The sequence below is a fragment of the Thermofilaceae archaeon genome (assembly GCA_038731975.1).
In the GTDB taxonomy this organism is placed as follows: domain Archaea; phylum Thermoproteota; class Thermoprotei; order Thermofilales; family Thermofilaceae; genus JANXEW01.
Window position 1 is genome coordinate 1 of the sequence record JAVYQJ010000015.1, and the last position, 16,189, is coordinate 16,189.

General features: G+C 61.2%; 15 protein-coding genes. 6 read left to right on the forward strand and 9 right to left on the reverse strand.

Going from position 1 to position 16,189, the window contains the following annotated elements; all coding sequences use genetic code 11:
• Position 1: 1 nt before the first annotated feature.
• The 3 genes from QXF46_06745 to QXF46_06755 are packed head-to-tail and all read right to left on the reverse strand — an operon-like array spanning position 2 to position 2,462.
• Entirely contained in the window at positions 2–571 is a 570-nt protein-coding gene (locus QXF46_06745) for a GNAT family N-acetyltransferase (GenBank protein ID MEM0226557.1), read from the reverse strand.
• 13 nt (positions 572–584) lie between these two features.
• The gene (gene glgP, locus QXF46_06750) at positions 585–2,222 is read right to left on the reverse strand and encodes an alpha-glucan family phosphorylase (protein MEM0226558.1); all 1,638 of its coding nucleotides are present in this window, start codon (positions 2,220–2,222) and stop codon (positions 585–587) included.
• A 15-nt stretch (positions 2,223–2,237) separates the two neighbouring features.
• Positions 2,238–2,462: a hypothetical protein gene (locus QXF46_06755; protein ID MEM0226559.1), complete on the reverse strand. Its 225-nt coding sequence runs from the start codon at positions 2,460–2,462 to the stop codon at positions 2,238–2,240.
• Between the two features lie 923 nt (positions 2,463–3,385).
• Here QXF46_06755 and QXF46_06760 point away from each other — a divergent pair.
• From QXF46_06760 to QXF46_06770, 3 genes are read left to right on the forward strand one after another with little or no spacing between them, the layout of a single operon-like run.
• A complete protein-coding gene (locus tag QXF46_06760; GenBank protein MEM0226560.1) occupies positions 3,386–3,607 on the forward strand; it encodes a type II toxin-antitoxin system CcdA family antitoxin in 222 nt (73 codons plus the stop codon).
• Positions 3,604–4,017: a type II toxin-antitoxin system VapC family toxin gene (locus QXF46_06765; GenBank protein ID MEM0226561.1), complete on the forward strand. Its 414-nt coding sequence runs from the start codon at positions 3,604–3,606 to the stop codon at positions 4,015–4,017. Before QXF46_06760 ends, QXF46_06765 begins: the two co-directional genes overlap by 4 nt.
• Before the next feature lie 49 nt (positions 4,018–4,066).
• Complete coding sequence (locus QXF46_06770; protein MEM0226562.1) at positions 4,067–5,425, forward strand: hypothetical protein; 1,359 nt, start codon at positions 4,067–4,069, stop codon at positions 5,423–5,425.
• On the opposite strand, the gene QXF46_06775 is transcribed toward QXF46_06770, so the two are convergent.
• Entirely contained in the window at positions 5,422–6,294 is an 873-nt protein-coding gene (locus QXF46_06775) for a nucleoside hydrolase (protein ID MEM0226563.1), read from the reverse strand. The genes QXF46_06770 and QXF46_06775 overlap by 4 nt on opposite strands.
• A gap of 92 nt (positions 6,295–6,386) precedes the next feature.
• On the opposite strand from QXF46_06775, the gene QXF46_06780 reads away from it, so the two are divergent.
• Complete coding sequence (locus QXF46_06780) at positions 6,387–6,911, forward strand: hypothetical protein (protein ID MEM0226564.1); 525 nt, start codon at positions 6,387–6,389, stop codon at positions 6,909–6,911.
• Between the two features lie 11 nt (positions 6,912–6,922).
• On the opposite strand, the gene QXF46_06785 is transcribed toward QXF46_06780, so the two are convergent.
• Positions 6,923–7,840, reverse strand: a complete 918-nt coding sequence (locus QXF46_06785; protein MEM0226565.1) for a hypothetical protein — start codon at positions 7,838–7,840, stop codon at positions 6,923–6,925.
• Between the two features lie 245 nt (positions 7,841–8,085).
• On the opposite strand from QXF46_06785, the gene QXF46_06790 reads away from it, so the two are divergent.
• Both QXF46_06790 and QXF46_06795 read left to right on the forward strand, forming a co-directional pair.
• Entirely contained in the window at positions 8,086–9,300 is a 1,215-nt protein-coding gene (locus QXF46_06790) for an Nre family DNA repair protein (GenBank protein ID MEM0226566.1), read from the forward strand.
• Positions 9,297–10,151 (forward strand): radical SAM protein, encoded by an 855-nt coding sequence (locus QXF46_06795; GenBank protein MEM0226567.1) that lies wholly within the window; start codon positions 9,297–9,299, stop codon positions 10,149–10,151. Before QXF46_06790 ends, QXF46_06795 begins: the two co-directional genes overlap by 4 nt.
• 41 nt (positions 10,152–10,192) lie before the next feature.
• On the opposite strand, the gene rbcL is transcribed toward QXF46_06795, so the two are convergent.
• From rbcL to QXF46_06815, 4 genes are all read right to left on the reverse strand, one after another.
• Positions 10,193–11,524 (reverse strand): type III ribulose-bisphosphate carboxylase, encoded by a 1,332-nt coding sequence (gene rbcL, locus QXF46_06800; GenBank protein MEM0226568.1) that lies wholly within the window; start codon positions 11,522–11,524, stop codon positions 10,193–10,195.
• A 43-nt stretch (positions 11,525–11,567) separates the two neighbouring features.
• Positions 11,568–12,992 (reverse strand): trimethylamine methyltransferase family protein, encoded by a 1,425-nt coding sequence (locus tag QXF46_06805; protein ID MEM0226569.1) that lies wholly within the window; start codon positions 12,990–12,992, stop codon positions 11,568–11,570.
• Positions 12,993–13,081: 89 nt separating this feature from the next.
• Entirely contained in the window at positions 13,082–14,080 is a 999-nt protein-coding gene (locus QXF46_06810; GenBank protein ID MEM0226570.1) for a hypothetical protein, read from the reverse strand.
• A gap of 10 nt (positions 14,081–14,090) precedes the next feature.
• Entirely contained in the window at positions 14,091–16,175 is a 2,085-nt protein-coding gene (locus QXF46_06815; protein ID MEM0226571.1) for a DUF6785 family protein, read from the reverse strand.
• Positions 16,176–16,189 lie beyond the last annotated feature (14 nt).

Here is a 16,189-nt window from a genome sequence, read left to right on the forward strand (position 1 = left end):
GTTAGGAGTGAAGGGGCTTAGCCATTAGCAGGTACCTAGCGCCGAGCCACTCGACAGACCCTCTCGGCCTATACCCCCTTTTAAGGTAGAATCGGACGGCCGGGTTACCTACGTGCACCTCCAGCACTATCCACTTGCAGCCAGCTCTCGCGCAGGCTCTCTCTACCAGCTTAAGGAGGAGGGAGCCGTAACCCATGCCCTCTATTGCTGAAGCAATGAAGAGCAGATGGCCGCTCGGCTCCAAACCCCGCAATGCCTTCGCGTAGGCCCAGAAACTTCTTGCAGAGCGGAGCGATCTAAAGAGCACGCGCAGCCCGGCGGTGCGGAGCAGAAGCTTCAGCAGCTCCACCAGCTGGCGGGCCCTGAGCCGCTCAGGCACCGTGTATACGGCTGCTGCGGCAACCTCAGTCCCAAGCTTCGCGCAGATCAAACGCGGGTAACCCTGCCTAGCCAGCTCGACGAGGCCTTTGAAGAACTCGTAGAGCTGCCGGCTGCCTTTTAACGCCTCGGCCAGGAACGGCTCACCTTTGAAGCGGTAGTAGAGGACCTTCTCCGCGCCGGAGCAGCTCACCGCGATCGCTACCTCACGCATAGGCTCTGGAAACGTACTCGCAGAGCGCCCTGTGGCTGTTGAAGTGGGGGGCTATGGTTGCTGCAGCCCTAGCGCAGACGAGCGCGTAAGCCCTGTAGCTCCTCTCGCGGAGCTCCAGAATCTCCAGGAGCTTCGAGTACAGCTCCCTCGCGTCCTCCTCGTCGCTTAGCGGCTCGCTCGGCGATAAAACGTCTTTGCCGAACAGCCAGCCGTTGTGGCCGTCGATCAAGGCCTCCAGCACCCCCCCATCCCTAGAGGCGAGCGTGGGCGTCAGGTTCAGAGCCGCGCGCATCCAGCTGGTCCCGCAAGCCTCGTACGGCGGTCTCGGGACGTGGAGCCAGAGATCCGCCCCCGCGGCGGTGAGCTTCTCAATGCTCGCTTCGCGCCAGCCGATGAAAGCGATCCTCACGTGAGAGAGGGTTGAGATCGCGTCGAGGATCCTCGACAGCTCCTCCCTCCCACTCTGGTCGTCGGGGTGGACGGTGCCGCTGAAAACCAGCTGTATACCGTACCGCTTCCCCAGCTGGTCGAGGAGTTCGCGATCCCTCAGTATGAGAGAGAGCCGCTTGTAGCCCGTGATCCTCCGCCGGGCGGCGATGGTGAACGCCCTCGGGTCGAGCTCGCGGTTCACGTAGCCCCTCGAGCTTGCGTACTCGGCCAGCTCCTTCCTGCACTTCTGCTTCACCGCTACAACCTCCTCTAGCGGCGCGCTCAGGACCCTGTACAGGCGGCCCGGCTCGCCCCTCCAACCGGGAGCCCACTTATCGTAGAAGCTCGCGACGGCTGGGTGAGTCCAGCGCACGTGGTGGACGCCGTTCGTGATGTAATCCGGGTTGGATCCGGGGAAGAGGAGGCGGTGGACTAGGCTGAACTTGCGGGAGACGCAGTTGTAGTAGCCGGCGAGCTCCGCTAGGACCCTAGTCATCACCAGCTTATCGGGGCTCAGCTTCTTAACCATCTCCGGGACATCGTAGTGCTTCTCAACGAGATCGTAGCTGAAGGACTCGTGGCCGTGGGGCAGGGGCGTGTGGGTCGTAAAAACTACCCTCCTCTTCGCCTCACCGGGGTCGCCGCCTCGCTTGAGCAGCTCGATCGCCAGGAAGCCAGCGTGGCTCTCGTTCAGGTGGAACTTCCTAACGTTTAAACCCAGCATCTCGACGAGCTGAAGCGCGCCCAACCCGAGGCACAGCATCTTCAGTAGCCTTTCCTCCCTACTCCCCTCGATGTAAACCCTCGATGTGAGCCCCCTTAGATGGGGAGGGTTTTCGGGAACCCTGGCGTCCAGCAGGTAGACTGGAACCTCGCCGCCAGCCCCCCTCAGCGTCCTTCGCCAGACAGCGAGGTGGATGGGACCCGTCTTCAGATCGATCCTGAGCCTCAAGTCGAGCTTCTCGCAGCAGCTTGCTGGCTCGTAGGGCTCATCCCTGTCCACGACCCTCCCATCGACGATCTCATGCCACACGTAACCTCTATCGTAAGCCAGCGTAACGCCGATCAACGGTACGCCGAGATCGGCAGCTGACTGGAGCAGATCGCCCGCTAAAAGGCCTAAGCCTCCCGCGTACGTCGGCAGCCCCTCCAGCTGGATTTCCATGGCTACGAATACGATGCCCCCTTTACTGGCTTCCACAGCACCCACCCGGAGCTAGAAACGCTTAGCTAGAACCACGATGGCCACCGCCAGGAACGCTATCGCCGCTAGCAGCGTGTCCTTAGAGATCAGCCAGACGACGAGCGCGACGAGAAATGCTGGGAGCAGCATGATGACCGCCTTAATGACGAGCACGATGAGCAGCAATCCCACGAGTACCAGGAGCACAGCCAGGACTAAGCCGAGTAGAGAACCAGCTAGCCAGCCTAAACCAAGCACGGGATCCGGCATGGGGTGAGGTATTTCATTTTAACTGCAAAGGAAGGATGGATGACGGCCGGTGTCCCCCGACCCCCGCGGGGGTTCCCCATACTGGCCGCCCTCACTCGCTGAAGGCGTGGGCGGCCTCGTACGTTGGACGTCGTTGAGCGCGATTTACACCGCACGTTTCAACCAAGTATCCCGGGGGGTTGTCCGGGGCCGGCCGTCTCCGATTGTATTAGTGGAAGAAGTGCTATTTAAACCTTTCGTTCATCGTTGACGCGCCTATTGGGTAAAGTACAGCCCTTAGTGGCTCGATGAGGTTCTGTAAGGGTGATGGCTGCAGCTACTGTGGTGCCAACTCTTTTTCTTTTCCTGCGGGGCATCGGATCTTGGTAGCGAGGTGGCGGTTTTACCCTTGAGGGTTCACCGTTGGGAGCCAAAGAGCGGCACCGTGATCGTGGTTCGAGCAGAAGTCAGGAACACTTGGGATGACGCCTCAACTCCTCAAGCTCTACGAGATCGCGAGGAGTAATGCGGCGGTTACCCCGATCGTGGTGAGCGGTAATCAACTGTGGGAGGTACTCCGGTTTTTGGCGTGATCGGCGATCACTCTCGCCACGGAGCACTGTAGGCTTCAACGGCAGGGTGCGAGGCCGCAATAACCCAGCCCCGCGCGTCGAAGACGCTCATGTAGCTGGTGGAGGTTGATTCGCAAATCCTAGCGGACCCTTATCCACGTATGGGAGGGCAATTGTTTCGTCGGCAACCCCCCGGCGTTTGTAGGTCCCGATCGTTGTCGTCGACCACTCTTAGCGGCGGGAACGGCACCGTTGAGCCTCGAGCCCTTCTACATCCATGCGCTATCCGCGCTAGAGCATGAAAGCGAGTAATGCAAAAAGTGTAATAACATTTTTATATTACTTGCGACGAGTTCGGGCGTGGAGTACGTCACGGTGTCCGCTAGAGTCAGCAGGGAGGTATGGGAGAAGGCTAAGAGGTACGGGATCAACGTGAGCGAGGTGATTAGGAGGGCTCTCGAGAGGGAGGTGAGGAGAAGGGAGGTGGAGTGGGCGGTCAACGTGATGGACGACATCGCGAGGAGAGCACAGCTCGATAAGCCCTCCTGGCAGATCATCAGAGAGCACAGGGAGAAGCTGTGAAGATCGTCCTCGACGCCAGCGCCGTCGTGAAGTGGTTCGTGAGGGAGGAGGAAAGCGATCGGATGATCAGGCTGCGCGATCTCATCGTAAGGGGTGAGCTACTCGCGCTCTCCCCCGACTTCATGCTCGTCGAGCTGGCCAACGTGCTGCGCTTCGCCAGGGGCTTATCCAAGGTGGACATCGTGAACGCCGTGAGAGCCGTCATAGCGGTTGGGGTTGAGTTGAGAGGCTTCCTCGAGCTTGTGGATCGCGCCGCCGGCATAGCGCTGGAGAGGGGGTTGACGATCTACGATGCAGCCTACGCGGCCCTAGCTGAGCTCGAGGGTGCGAAGCTCGTCACCTACGATAGGGAGCTGCTGGGGAAGCTCGATTACGCGGTGACGGCCGGCGCGCTCTTGCCTCCAGCGTGACTCGAGCGCTGCAGCGTTAGGCATATCCCCTCTCCCCCGCGCTTGAAACGTGGCCTCTAGGGTCTTGGAGCACTACCTCCGCGACGATGTGGCCGCGGAGATCGCGGAGTTCACGAGGGGTCGCTGGCTGGCTTTGGAAGGGCAGGGGAGGGATGGCAGAATCTTCGTGAGGTGGTGGGCTGGTAAGCCGCTGACGGCTTCCACGCCCACCGAAGTGAAGAGGCTAGTCGAGAGCTTTAGCGGGGCGGGGGTCAGGACGATCTACGCCACCGCCTGCATCTACCGCAGCATCGCGGCGGGCGAGGACGTCGAGAGGATCGAAAACGTCGTAGCGGCGACGCCGAGCTGGGACATCGACGCGACCCTCGACAGCTGGGAGGCCGCGGTAGAGGCTGCTAAGCTGATCGTTGGCTTCCTCGAGCGGCACGGTGTCAGAGAGTCCGTCTACCTGAAGTGGTCGGGGGAGGGGGTTCACGTCCACATCCACGAGGCCGCTCTCTCGGAGAAAACGCTCGCTTTAGCGGACCCGCTGACGGCCTCCCGGCTACTCGTCGAGTACACGATCCGCAAGCTGGAGAACCAGCTGAAGGAGCTTGCCGAGAAGTGGAGGGTCTTGAAGGTGGAGAACCTGATGGACCCCAAGAGGGTTTTCACGGTGCCACTCTCCTTCCACCGGCGGGTGGATAAGGTGGCTGTCTGCTTCAAGCCTGACCAGCTGGACGACTTCGACCCCTCGTGGGCCGACCCCGCCTCCTTCAAGCACAACCCCAGGTGGCGGGACAACGTGCTCGGGGAGGCGGATCAACTGGCTCTCGAGGCCCTGAAAGCCCTAGCCCACCTGCGCCCGACCTCCACACGGGTCAAGGTGGAAGAACCTCAGGAGAGGGGTGGTGCAAAGCTGGGGAGGTTCCAGGTTATGGCGCTCCTTCAGGCGGCGCGCTACTACGCTCTGACCGGGGACCTTGAGAAGGCGAAGTCCTTCGGGCTTAACCGGGCGATCTTCTACGCGTGGGCCAAGCACTACGGCCCCTCCGCCCGCACGAGAGCGAGGGAGAGCACGGGTAGACCGAGGAGAGCGCCCGCTGGTGGCAGGGAGAGCGTAGAGAGGGTGAGCGTGCTCGGTGAGGAAGCCTACATCACGCGTGAGGGGTGGTTCGCGATGGGCGGGATCCCGCAGCGGCCGGAGGATTACGATAGGCAGGTTGCCCGCATCATCGAGAGCGTCATCCCCTACGAGGAGGCCTGGAGGAAGGCGCTGGAGTACGTCGGGAGCTTCCCGCGCAGCGTGCTCGAGGACCCGCAGGAGTTCTACAGCAGGGTCTACGAGCCCGTGAGGGACGAGTTTGTCGAGAAGGTATTGAGGGGGAGGAAGCAGAGCGGCTCTACGCTCGACGCCTTCTTCAGCTAGCTTTTCAGGACTCTTTCGGCAAAGAGCTGCAGGAAGCGGGGTGCATCGACATCCCTGCAGAACAGCGCGTTGGGCTCGCCGCCCGCTACCACGGTGTACCCCCTTGTGAAACGACCCGCAAGCTCCACCTCGACCCGAGCGGGCTCAAGCTTGACCAAGTGTGGCGCGTACGCGACCGCGACGGCGAGCGGGTCGTGCAGTACAGGTAAGTGGCGGCTCTTCGCCATCCACACTCTTGTGTACGAGGAGAGGACGCGCATGTACTCCTCCCCGCCCTCCTCGAGACTCCGCAGCATGTCCTGAGTCATCTGGCACCTCAGCGTGACATCGAGGCCCACCAGCACCTTCTCGCAACCAGCTGAAAAAACGATGGCAGCCGCTTCCGGGTCGCAACGGACGTTGTACTCTGCCAGGTTCATCGTGTAAGCCCCGGCCATCGAGACCAGCTTCACCCTCGAGGCCAAATCCGGTCGCTTTAAGAGCAGCAGCGCGGCGTTAGTTAGCGGGCCAATCGTAATGAGGACATCGACTTCGCCGGCCGAGACCAGCTTCTCCAGCAGGTCCACAGCGTGGAGGGGCGCGATACTAGCACTGCGACCCTCAACGCCCTTCAACCCCTCCAAGTAGACCGGCTCCGTTGCGGGACCCTTGCCGACCAGCGGGTTTGGTGAGCCCGCGGCAACGGGGATGTCGTCTCTACCCAGCGCCCCCAGCAGCCTGGCAGCTAGCTGCGCCCTCGAATGCACTTGGCCGTACACGGTCGTGACGGCTACGACCTCAAGCTCGGGTGAGAGGCACGCTAGAGCCAGGGCGAAGGCGTCGTCGATGTCGTCGCCGATGTCCGTGTCGATTACCGCGCGCAAAGGCACGATCGGGCCGGCGCTCTCAACCTTATACAGTTAGCGTATTACCTTGACAATGGTATAGTAAGATTTTTAAAAGAGCTTACTTTAAGCATCCCGTGAAGCTGCGGGCAACCGATGCAGCGGTGATCGCGCTGAGCGCATCCTTCTGGTCGATCATCAACGCCACGCTCGCCCCCATCTTCTGGCAGCTCACTAGGCTACCGATACTCTGCGACATCCTAGCGATGATCTCCCTGATCGTAGCGCTATGGTGGACGAGGAAGCTGGGGGCAGCTACGCTAGTCGGTCTACTAGCGACAGCCCTAAACTTCATCCTCAGGCCCGGCGCGCTACACTTCCTCGGCTTCACGGCAGCGAGCATCGTCTACGACCTCCTCGCCAGAGCGATCGGCTACAGCAGGTGCTTCTCCGCCCGCTACGGCCCCGCCTTCATCGCTGCAGTGGGCGTGGTTTCAACGTGGATAGCCGGCTTGATAATCGGCGCGTTCTTCATGGGTGGAAGCGTGCCCGTCCTCTACTTCTCAGCGCTGCACGCTGCAGGCGGCCTAATAGGATCGATTTTCGGCGTAGCGATCGTTAAGAGCCTAGAAAGGAGAGGAGTAAAACCCCGAAGCGCCTAAATCGACTTCATTCACACCCTCTTTCTCAGGAACACTCTGACGAGCAGGAGGACCATGACTGCAACCACCAACCCCCAGGAGATGAGGATTACCTGCTCGGGGCTCAAGCCCTTGGGCTTTGGCTGCGCGGCCTCGATCTCGGCCGGGAAGAGGTAGTACAGCGTCATAGCGACTGCCACCATGGCCTGCTGGTCGGTGGGGCTACTGGCCCAACCGCCCCACAAGAGGGCCCCCTTGCCGATCTGGAAGGCTACGCAGGAGTACGCTGTGACGTTCTCCCTTTCGAGAGAGTAGAAGTACCAGGATGCGGGAACATTGGTGGTTATCGGCCGGGGAGCGTTCGGGGCATCGGGAAGGTTGTAGCCGAGGACGTCGAAAACGTGCCTACCCAGGTCGGTCAACGTGGGCGTGCCTCCCGCAGCCTCGGGCCACGCTGTAGCCACGATGCCGAGCCAACCGCCGAGAGTGTCGAGGCCAGCTGGGCCTATGGTCAGAGTCGACCACTCCCACCCCCTTTCCGTCCTAGTGTAGTTGTAGGTGACGTAGTAGAAGCCGTAGCCGATGGGGTTGACCCAGACCCAACCCTTGTATATGATGTTCATCGCGAGGTCGCGGTAGAAGGTCTGCCAATCGACGCCGTACCTGGGTGGAACGGGCACGAGCTCGCCGTGCGCGTTAATGATGACAGCGTTGGGCGGAGCCGCAGTGAATACCTCCTCCCACCTCTCGATCGAGTCTATGACCTCCACTCGAAAGTCGATCGCCAGATCCTTCCGCGCAGCGTCCAGCAGGTCGGTGATTCTTACCGTGAGGAGCTCGGGGGTTGACCACCACCCCTGCGATTCTCTCACGTTGAGTATGTAGATGGTGGGTTGAGCGAGAGTGAGAACAGCAGGCATGACGAGCAGGAGCAGCCAAAGAGGCCTCACGGGTTAATGACGGCTAAAAAGTATTAAGTCTTACGGTGTGGGAGGATGGTGTGAGGGGGAGGGGCTGCCGAGCATAGGGCGGACCCCCCTGATTCTCCCCGCAGGGTGGGTCTCAAGCCCCTTCAAGCGCTCGGCAGCCCCCGGCTTCTTGCTAGAGGTAAGACTTAATATCCTTAACTCGCTTCTAAAAGACAGAACTATGTTACGTTACAGTTAAAAGTTGCTTCCCTCCCAGTAATTGGGAAATGTCCAGTAGAGCTTCGCTGTGCCTGCTTTGTAGAGGGGCGAAGGGGCTCTGCGGGAAACCCGCATGCCCCGTGTTTGATCTCTGGCGCGCAGTCGAGTCCGTGAAAACCCCGCGAGGCGACTCCCTCGAGGGCTCTTCACCCCCCTCGGTGTTCGTGGGGCGCGTGGGCTACCCCCGGGTCCGCCTCGCCCCTGCAGCTCCGCCGGCGTGCGGAGATACGAGCGTTTACGACACGCCTGAGCGCTGGCTTGGGCTCGAGTTGAAGGACGTCTTGGAGATGAGGCTCAGCCTGGTCAGAGGGGTGGTCTCAGTCGACGTGAGGAGGCCTTCGGGCTTGGAGGATCTGCAGCTCCTCGCCATCTCCTCGCAGCCCGTGGACCTCGAGATTCGATTCGCCAAGCCGCCGAGGCCTGTGGTGAGGCTCGACACATTCGCCCCGCCTCTAGGCCCAGCGGCCCCCGCTGAAGCGTTGAGGCTGCTCGGGGAGCCTAAGCCCCTAAAGCCTCTCGAGGAGGCGTACTACGACACCGACTTGAAGGCTGAGGAGGCGATCGTCTACCTTTACGAGAGAGGCGTCCCCGTGTCAGCCATCCAGCGGGCCCTCTCGGTCGGCGCTCTCGGCGTCGGTAGGTCCCGCAAGCTCGTTCCAACGCGATGGTCGATCACCGCTGTGGACGAAACTCTCTCGCGGCGGCTCATCGAGAGGGTGAGGAGGTTGAGGAGCGTGAACCACTACCTCTTCTTCGAGCGGAAGCACGCCCACAACACCTTCATCGCCATCGTGGCGCCGGGCGCGTGGAGCTACGAGTGGATCGAAGCTTGGTTCCCCCACACGACGTGGAACCCGGGTCTAACAGTAGAGGTCGAGGGCGATTGGGAGGGGTTTAAGGGTAGGACTACGTACGCCTCGCTCGGGGGCTGCTATTACGCGGCTCGGCTGGCGACGGCCGAGTACATGCTGAGGGAGGGGTTCCAGGGCGTTGCGATCCTAATACGCGAGATCTACGAGGGCTTCTTCCTCCCAATCGGCGTCTGGTTCGTCAGGGAGAACGTGAGAGCCCTCTTCAGGTCCAAGCCGGAGCGCTACGACACGCTTGATGATGTTCTGGCCAGGCTCTCGAGAGCAACGAGGCTGCCTCTGAGCGTGTGGCTTAACAAGTCCGCCCTCCTCAGGAGCTTGATCAGGCAGGAGCGCCTGGAGGCTTGGCTGTGAGCGTCGAGTACAGGAGGGTGAGAGTTTCGAGCGCGCTCTCGAAGTCGAGCCTCTACGACTTGGACTACGCCTACAACCCCTACGCCGGCTGCGAGCACGGCTGCCTATACTGCTACGCCCGCTGCTTCACCCGGTACAGGGACGCTGCCGAGCAGTGGGGCCGTGTCGTCTACGTGAAGGAGAACGCCGTAGAGGCGCTGGCTAAGGACGTTAGGAGGGCGGATCCGGGCATCGTCGGCGTCTCTACGATCACGGACCCCTACCAGCCCGTGGAGGCGAGGGAGCTGCTGTCTAGGAGGGGGATCGAGGTCCTGCTGAGCGCGGGCTTCAGGGTGAGCATTCAGACGAAGTCCCCCCTCGTGCTGAGGGACATCGACATCCTCTCAAGGCATAGGCAGCTGGTGGACGTGGGTTTGACGATCACCACGATGAGAGCGGAGGTCGCGAAGCTCATCGAGCCCAGAGCCCCTCCCCCCGTTGAGCGCGCTCGAGCACTGTCGGTGCTCGGGGAGAGCGGGGTGGAGACGTGGGTGTTCCTGGGCCCCATCATCAGGGGGGTGAACGACGGTGAAGAGGCGATAAGGGAGGTTGCTAGGGTCGCCCAGGAGACCGGTTCAAGGCTCTACTACGACTACTTCAGGATGAAGCCCGGCCTCGAAAAGTCGATGCAACCGATCCTCCGGCGCCACCCACAGGCGCTTGACACGAGCCCCGCGTGGAGGGAGAGCGTCAGCCGCCTAGTTGAGCGCATCTGCGGGGAGCTGGGGGTGGAGTGCATACCCTCGAAACCCCAGCACGAACAGAGGCGCATCACGCTCCTCCACTCCCTAAACGATCGAACGCTCAGATAGAAGTTTGTTTAATTAACTAAAAAATTAACTAAAAAAGCAGCTTATATAGGCTTGACGAAGCCCCACTTCTCGAGGGCTCTCGCTAGTTCTTTGTGCTCCCTGGCGTACTCGGGCAGCGGTATCCCCTTGATTGCAGCCTCTATGGATTGCCTTGTGGCTGCTGCGCCAGCCTTCGGCCCGTCGGGGTGGCCGACTACGCCTCCCCCAACCTGGATGACGAGGTCGATGCCCATCACTCGGATGACTTCGGGTAGAGTGCCCGGGTGGAGGCCGCCGGATGAGACTGGCAGCGCGGGCTTGATGTGGTGGAAGGCCTGCGTCAGCCTGAAGGGGTCGTCCGGGTCCGGCTTGTAGACAGCTTCCCTCAAGACCCTTGCGTTTCTCACCACGTCCACGGTTCTAGCCTCAAGCTTCCCAACTTCGGGTGTCCCCACGTGGAGCTGATCCACCCCAATGATGCGGTACAGCTTCGCCAGGACGAACATGGAGATGCCGTGGTACGGGTTCCTGGTGAAGGCGGCGTGCATGGCCCTGTGGGCGTGTATCGCCAGGCCGTGCTCCTCCGCTAGATCCCTGATGTAGGTGAGCGCAGACCAGCCTGTTACAACAACGTCCACCATCACGAAGGGGTTGCCGTAGTCGGCCACGAGCTTCAACCTCCTCTCCATCTCCCTCACGTCCGCGGTTATGTTAGCGAACCAAACCTTCCTCTCCCCAGTCTCCTTCTCCGCCCTATCGATCGCCTTCATGATCGCGCGCGCCCGCTCCTCGAAGCGGCAGTAGCGCGGGCCCGCTAGGTTCTCGTCGTCCTTGACGTAGTCGAGGCCTCCGGTCAGAATCTCGTAGGCGAGCTTGCCGACTTCATCGGGAGAGTAGCCAACCTTCGGCTTCGGGACGGTGCCTACAATCGGCCTCCCCTCAACCTTCAGCACCTCTCTGACGCCCCTAACGCCCCTGCCGGGGCCCTTGAAGTGCTCGAGGAAGCTCCTCGGGAGGTACAGGTCCTCGAGCCTAAGCCCCTTCACGCGCCGCATTCCGAAGATGTTCCCGGCGACCGATGCTAGAAAGCCGGGCATGTTCCCCTCCTCAAAGAGCTCGACGGGGTATGCGACGCGCAGCAGGTACGAGCCATCCCCCAGATCCTTGATCTCGTAGGCCTTCCCCATCAGCCGGTCGATCCTGGCCTTATCGTACCACGTGTAGAGCGTCGTCCACGTGCCAGTGCTGCTCTCGGCCGCAACCCCTCCGGCCGCATCTTCAGCCGTGAAGCCCTCGGCCGGTGTCACGCGGAAGGTGGCGATGACGTCGCTCTCAGGATCAGGCGTGTAGCCCGGCTTCAGGAACTCGGGGTAAGGTTCGAACTCGACTGGCATACCGTTCCAGGGTATGAGGCTTGTACGTAAAATAAGGTTAACTCTAGATGGGTGGAGGAGCCCTCCCGATCCGCTGCCAGAGCCTCGCACGAACTTCATCCAAGGCTTTCAGCCTCTCCCCCTCGAGGATTGGCGGCTTGTGCTCCGCCAAGAGCCTCTCCACTTCGCTGTGCGCCCACTCCAGGAGGTCGCGGCGCGCGCTCGGGTCAGCGTCCCAGACGCGCGGCACGTGAACCTCCCTCCTGATATTCGCCAGCGTGTGCCTGTGCGAGAGGAAGTTCCCGCGCCTAGACCGGATAACCTCGCTGATCACTTCCACCTCCTCTCCGCCAAGCCCGAAGCCGCTCACCAGCCTCCGCGCCAGCCCGCACACCTCGTTGTCGAGGACCAGCTTCTCCATCGATTGGGTGCTCTCGAACTCCAGCATCCCGGGCCCCGAAACCACGTCGAAACCCGCGAGCGCGGCCAGCGCTGCGGTAAACCCGGCTTCAGCGCCCGCCTGGAAGTCCGGGACCTTCGCGTCGGAGATCGCCATGTAGGTGTGGCTGGGCAGCTCCACGAGCCTCGCCATATCCCTGTACGCCAAGCTCACGAGGACGGCCTCCGGCGCGGCGATTAGCGCGGTCCCGAAGCGCGGGTGAACGAGCGTGGGTGAGCCGCCGTAGATCACCTTAGCCCCGGGCGAGGCGAGCTGCGCAATCACCACGCCGCTCAGCACTTCAGCGTGGTGCTGGATCAAAGCCCCGTAGACGGTGACGGGGGCGTTCGCCCCGATCCCGGGCATCGAGATGAGCTCAGCCGGCACTCCGAGCCGGGCTAAGTCTACAAGGTTCCTCGACGTGATCGAGCTCCACGCCAGCGGCGGTGAGGGGCAGACGTCGAAGATCGCGAAGGGCCTCTCCCTGTAGTCGGGGCGCACGGCGGCGAGCATCTCGACCATCAGGGGGACGTTCTCGACCGTGAAGCCCCCCGTGACCACAGGCTTACGCGAGTACTTGAGAACCACGTAGAGGCGCTCCGCGTCGCTCACCTCCACTGGGACGTCCTTCGGCACGAGGGCCGTGCTCTGAGCCCTGATGTGCTCCAGAGCGTCGGCCAGCGTCACGAACTTCCTCAAGTCGTCCAGGGTCGGTGGGCGAGGCCCCCCCGCGCCGTAGTCCAGGATCCGCACCGCCGCTGAACCAGGGTTGAAGATAAGCGCCCCCTCGCCCAGCGTTGCAACGTAGTTCCCGTCCCGATCGTAGAGGGCGAACCTCCGGGGAGCCTTCAGTAGAGCTTCCTTCACCAGTTCCTCCGGTATCAGAACTCTCCCATCCTTAACCTCGCAGCCGGCGGATCTTACGAGTGCCTCCACCTCCTTGTCCTCGAAAAGAATGCCAACCTTAGAGAGGAGCTCGAGAGCCCTGGAGTGGACATCCTCAGCTTCGCTCCTCAGCAAAAGCCCCATCGCTGGCCTAGGCATGCGCAGTCCCCGAAAACAGCGGGAGAAAAACCTTGCGGAAGAAAGGGATTGAAAAGAAAAAGGTAAAAATTATTTTTTCAGTTCATATTTTTAGGTTAGCCGGGCTTCGCGGGCGGTTGAGCCGGTTTAGCGCGAGCCTTGATCAGGATCACGCCGAGGACGCCGAGCAGGATGAGGATGGCGATGGCGATCACCGCCATGTACACCGTCTCAGGGGTGAATAGTGGCGGTGGGGGTGGCGGTCTCTCAGCGATCGTTGGGTCTAGAATGTACGCTACCACTGAAGCTGTGATGGCGGCTTTCTTGGCCTCCTCTCCCCCGCTTAAGCCTCCCCAGACGAGAAGCCCCCTCCCAACCTTCCAAGCGGCCATGGCGTAGAAAGGTAGCCCATCCCAGCTCTTCACGTCCTCCGGCACCTTGTAGAAGAACCAGGCTGGTGTCGCGTTGGTGGCAAAAGCTCTCGCAGCCCCGATGGTTTCGGGGACGGCCATGCCCAGCGTGGGCATGGTGACGGCCATGACTTTTCTACCGAGGTCGGAGACCCTCGCTGTAGCGTCGCACCACGGGTTGATTGGCGGAAGGCCCATGGCCCTCCTGAACGCGGAGACGCTGGGTCCATCAACGGTGTTGGTGTAGCCAACGGTCTTCTCGTTCCCGATGAGCCACGTGGTCAAGCCGATGGGGACCACGAGAACCCAGCCCTTCTCCCTCAGGTTCCTAGCCAGGTCGAGGTAGAAGGCCGTGTAGTTGTCGCCGTACTTGGTCGGGATTGGCATCACCTCGCCGTGGCAGTTAACGACCACGATGTTCTCGGGTGCTTGATCGACAAGCCTCTCCCAATCATCAATGCTCTTTACCACCTCGAAGCCGATCCCGAGGCTCTTCAAGTGGGTTGAGAGGTAGCTTGCAAACAGGTCTTTGCTCACCCAGCTGTCTCCAGCCTCCCGCACGTAGAGCAGGTACACTTTCGTCGCCTGGGCGAGCAGGGGTGCAGCGGGTCCCAGCGCGTAAGAGGTGGACAGGGCGGCTAGTAGCGCTGAGCTAGGCACAACGAGCAGGGGGAGGAGGGCGAGCACGACCAGATGGATCCTCACTCCGCCCACCCTATGGCACGAAGAACGCGTAGAACTTCGGCAGCACTCCGAGGAACAAGTCGTAGAAGCCGCCGATGATGTAGCCCGCTCCCAAGCCCCAGCAGAGGCCTGCAGCCACGTAGGAGGCGTACTCCTCGTACCTCCTAGCGCCGAAGATCCTGATGCCCAGGTACTTGGCGATGAGAGCGACGAGGGCGGCAAGCCATATGAACTCGACGAGCCATAAGGTCATTGCCACGGCGGTTGGGTTGATCATGAACCAGGCGAACCTCATCCTGAGGAAGTAGATCGCGAAAACTAGGAGGATGCCGAGCAGTGCCATTACGCCGTGCTGCCAGAACGGTATCTCCAGCAGAGAGCTGAAGTGCGTGAGACCGCGGACCCCCTGGTTGAGAGCAACGTCAACCGGCCAGCCGTAGGTACCCTCATTCAGCTTGACGTAGCCTCCGCCGTGGTACAGCCACCACACGTCGAAGATGAAGGCGACAGGCCAACCGACGACTGCGATGGCGAACAGCGCTAGCATCACATCCCTCAAGTTGACGTTAAGGTCGCGAGCCCACTTGTAGGTGTGAGCTGTAAAGCCCATGTTCCACGGGTTCTGCCTGTAAGCGGCCCAGCATCCGTGCACGAGCAGCGCCATGTTCTGGATGTAGAGGGCTTGGTTGCTCTGAGCCGGCACGCTGGCCCACGCGCCTATAGAAGCCCCCACCGGCCAGATCAGCAGGTAGTAGGTATCGTGAATAACCGGAGGGTGCCACCAGATTTCGGCGTAGTACCTTACGATGGAGATCTGCCAGAGGATGAAGAGGATGAAGAAGTAGACCATCATTACGGGGTTCGCGCCAGCCGCAGTCCACAAAGCCAGCCAAACGATGAAGAGGCCAGCAAACAAGTAGAGCAGCTGCTTGACCGGGAGCTCGACTCCACCCTTCAAGGCCCTCGCAACTGTACCTCTCGCCTCCCAGAGCGTTAACAATCCTAGACCGAGTGACATGCCGTAGATCGCGAAAGCTGCGAACGGGAACGGAGGCATGTAGCCGTAGTACCAGTTCGCCCACCCCTCGACGCCCGGTGTGTACGGGAGGAAGCCCATCCGAACTCCCAGTGGGACGTAGATGAGGTAGACGATCAGCCAGATGATCACAGGCGTTATAAGGACGTCGTAGGGGAGCAGCGTCATGAGGATCGCCTGGTGGATTATGAAGACAGCGTAGAAGTGACCGCCAGGGAGTACTGCAGCTGTGTTGAACCACGTCTGAAGCGAGAGAGGTATCTCGCCCCAGAGGAACGCTCCGAGCACGGGAACCACGGGTAGAACCTCCATTAGCAGTGGGATCATAGATAGGAAGAGGGCTCCAACGACGAAGGATACCCAGAAGATCCTCATCCTCGTATCGGTTAGGTCGAAGAGCTTCGACCTGGCTTTACCTCCAACCTCAACCCACGTGCCAGCGTTCGTGAGAAGGACGGTGGCTGGGACGCTCATCGGGTAGACGAGCCTCTCGACTTCAACCGTCTGGGGGCCGATCACGGTGTAGACGAGGATTACGATGATGAGGGTTGTAACGATCAGCCAGAGGCTCCAGAACGCGATGGGCGCCATCCACGGCCCCCAGTTGATCACCTCGCCGGGCATCAAGCCCCTCCAGATCTTGTCCAGCTCGGTTAGATCCTTGGGAGCTATAAGTGAGGGCGTGAGATCCCAAGTGTACGTCCTCAGCGCGGGCTCCCTCAACCCTCTGATGAGGAAGGACCAGATCGGGTACAGCATCTCATGCCAGTTTTCGCCGCCTGCGCCCGTTATCATGAAGGCTTTGCCGGCCGCGTACCAGAACGGGAGGAGGAGTATAAGCTGCTGGCCGGGGCTGAGCCTCAGCTTGGGGCTGAGCATCCCCAGCAGCTGCATGATGAGGACGATGTAGAAGGCTCCGATGAACCAGCCAGTGTAAGTCCACATCTTCGTAGTCAGCGACCTAAACCAGATAGTGAAGATCTCGCTGCCGATCGTGAGGATAATCACAGTCACCAGGAGCGGGGGCGTTAAAACGCGAACCCGCTCAACCTTAGCCTCGGCAGGTCTTTCCTGCCCCATCATATTCATGAAAT

What these genes read in the sequence shown, in the direction of transcription:
- QXF46_06790 (MEM0226566.1), top strand. Translation starts at nt 8,086, where the DNA reads ATGTCCAGTAGAGCTTCGCTGTGCCTGCTTTGTAGAGGGGCGAAGGGG.
- rbcL (MEM0226568.1), bottom strand. Translation starts at nt 11,524, where the DNA reads ATGCCAGTCGAGTTCGAACCTTACCCCGAGTTCCTGAAGCCGGGCTAC.
- QXF46_06815 (MEM0226571.1), bottom strand. Translation starts at nt 16,175, where the DNA reads ATGGGGCAGGAAAGACCTGCCGAGGCTAAGGTTGAGCGGGTTCGCGTT.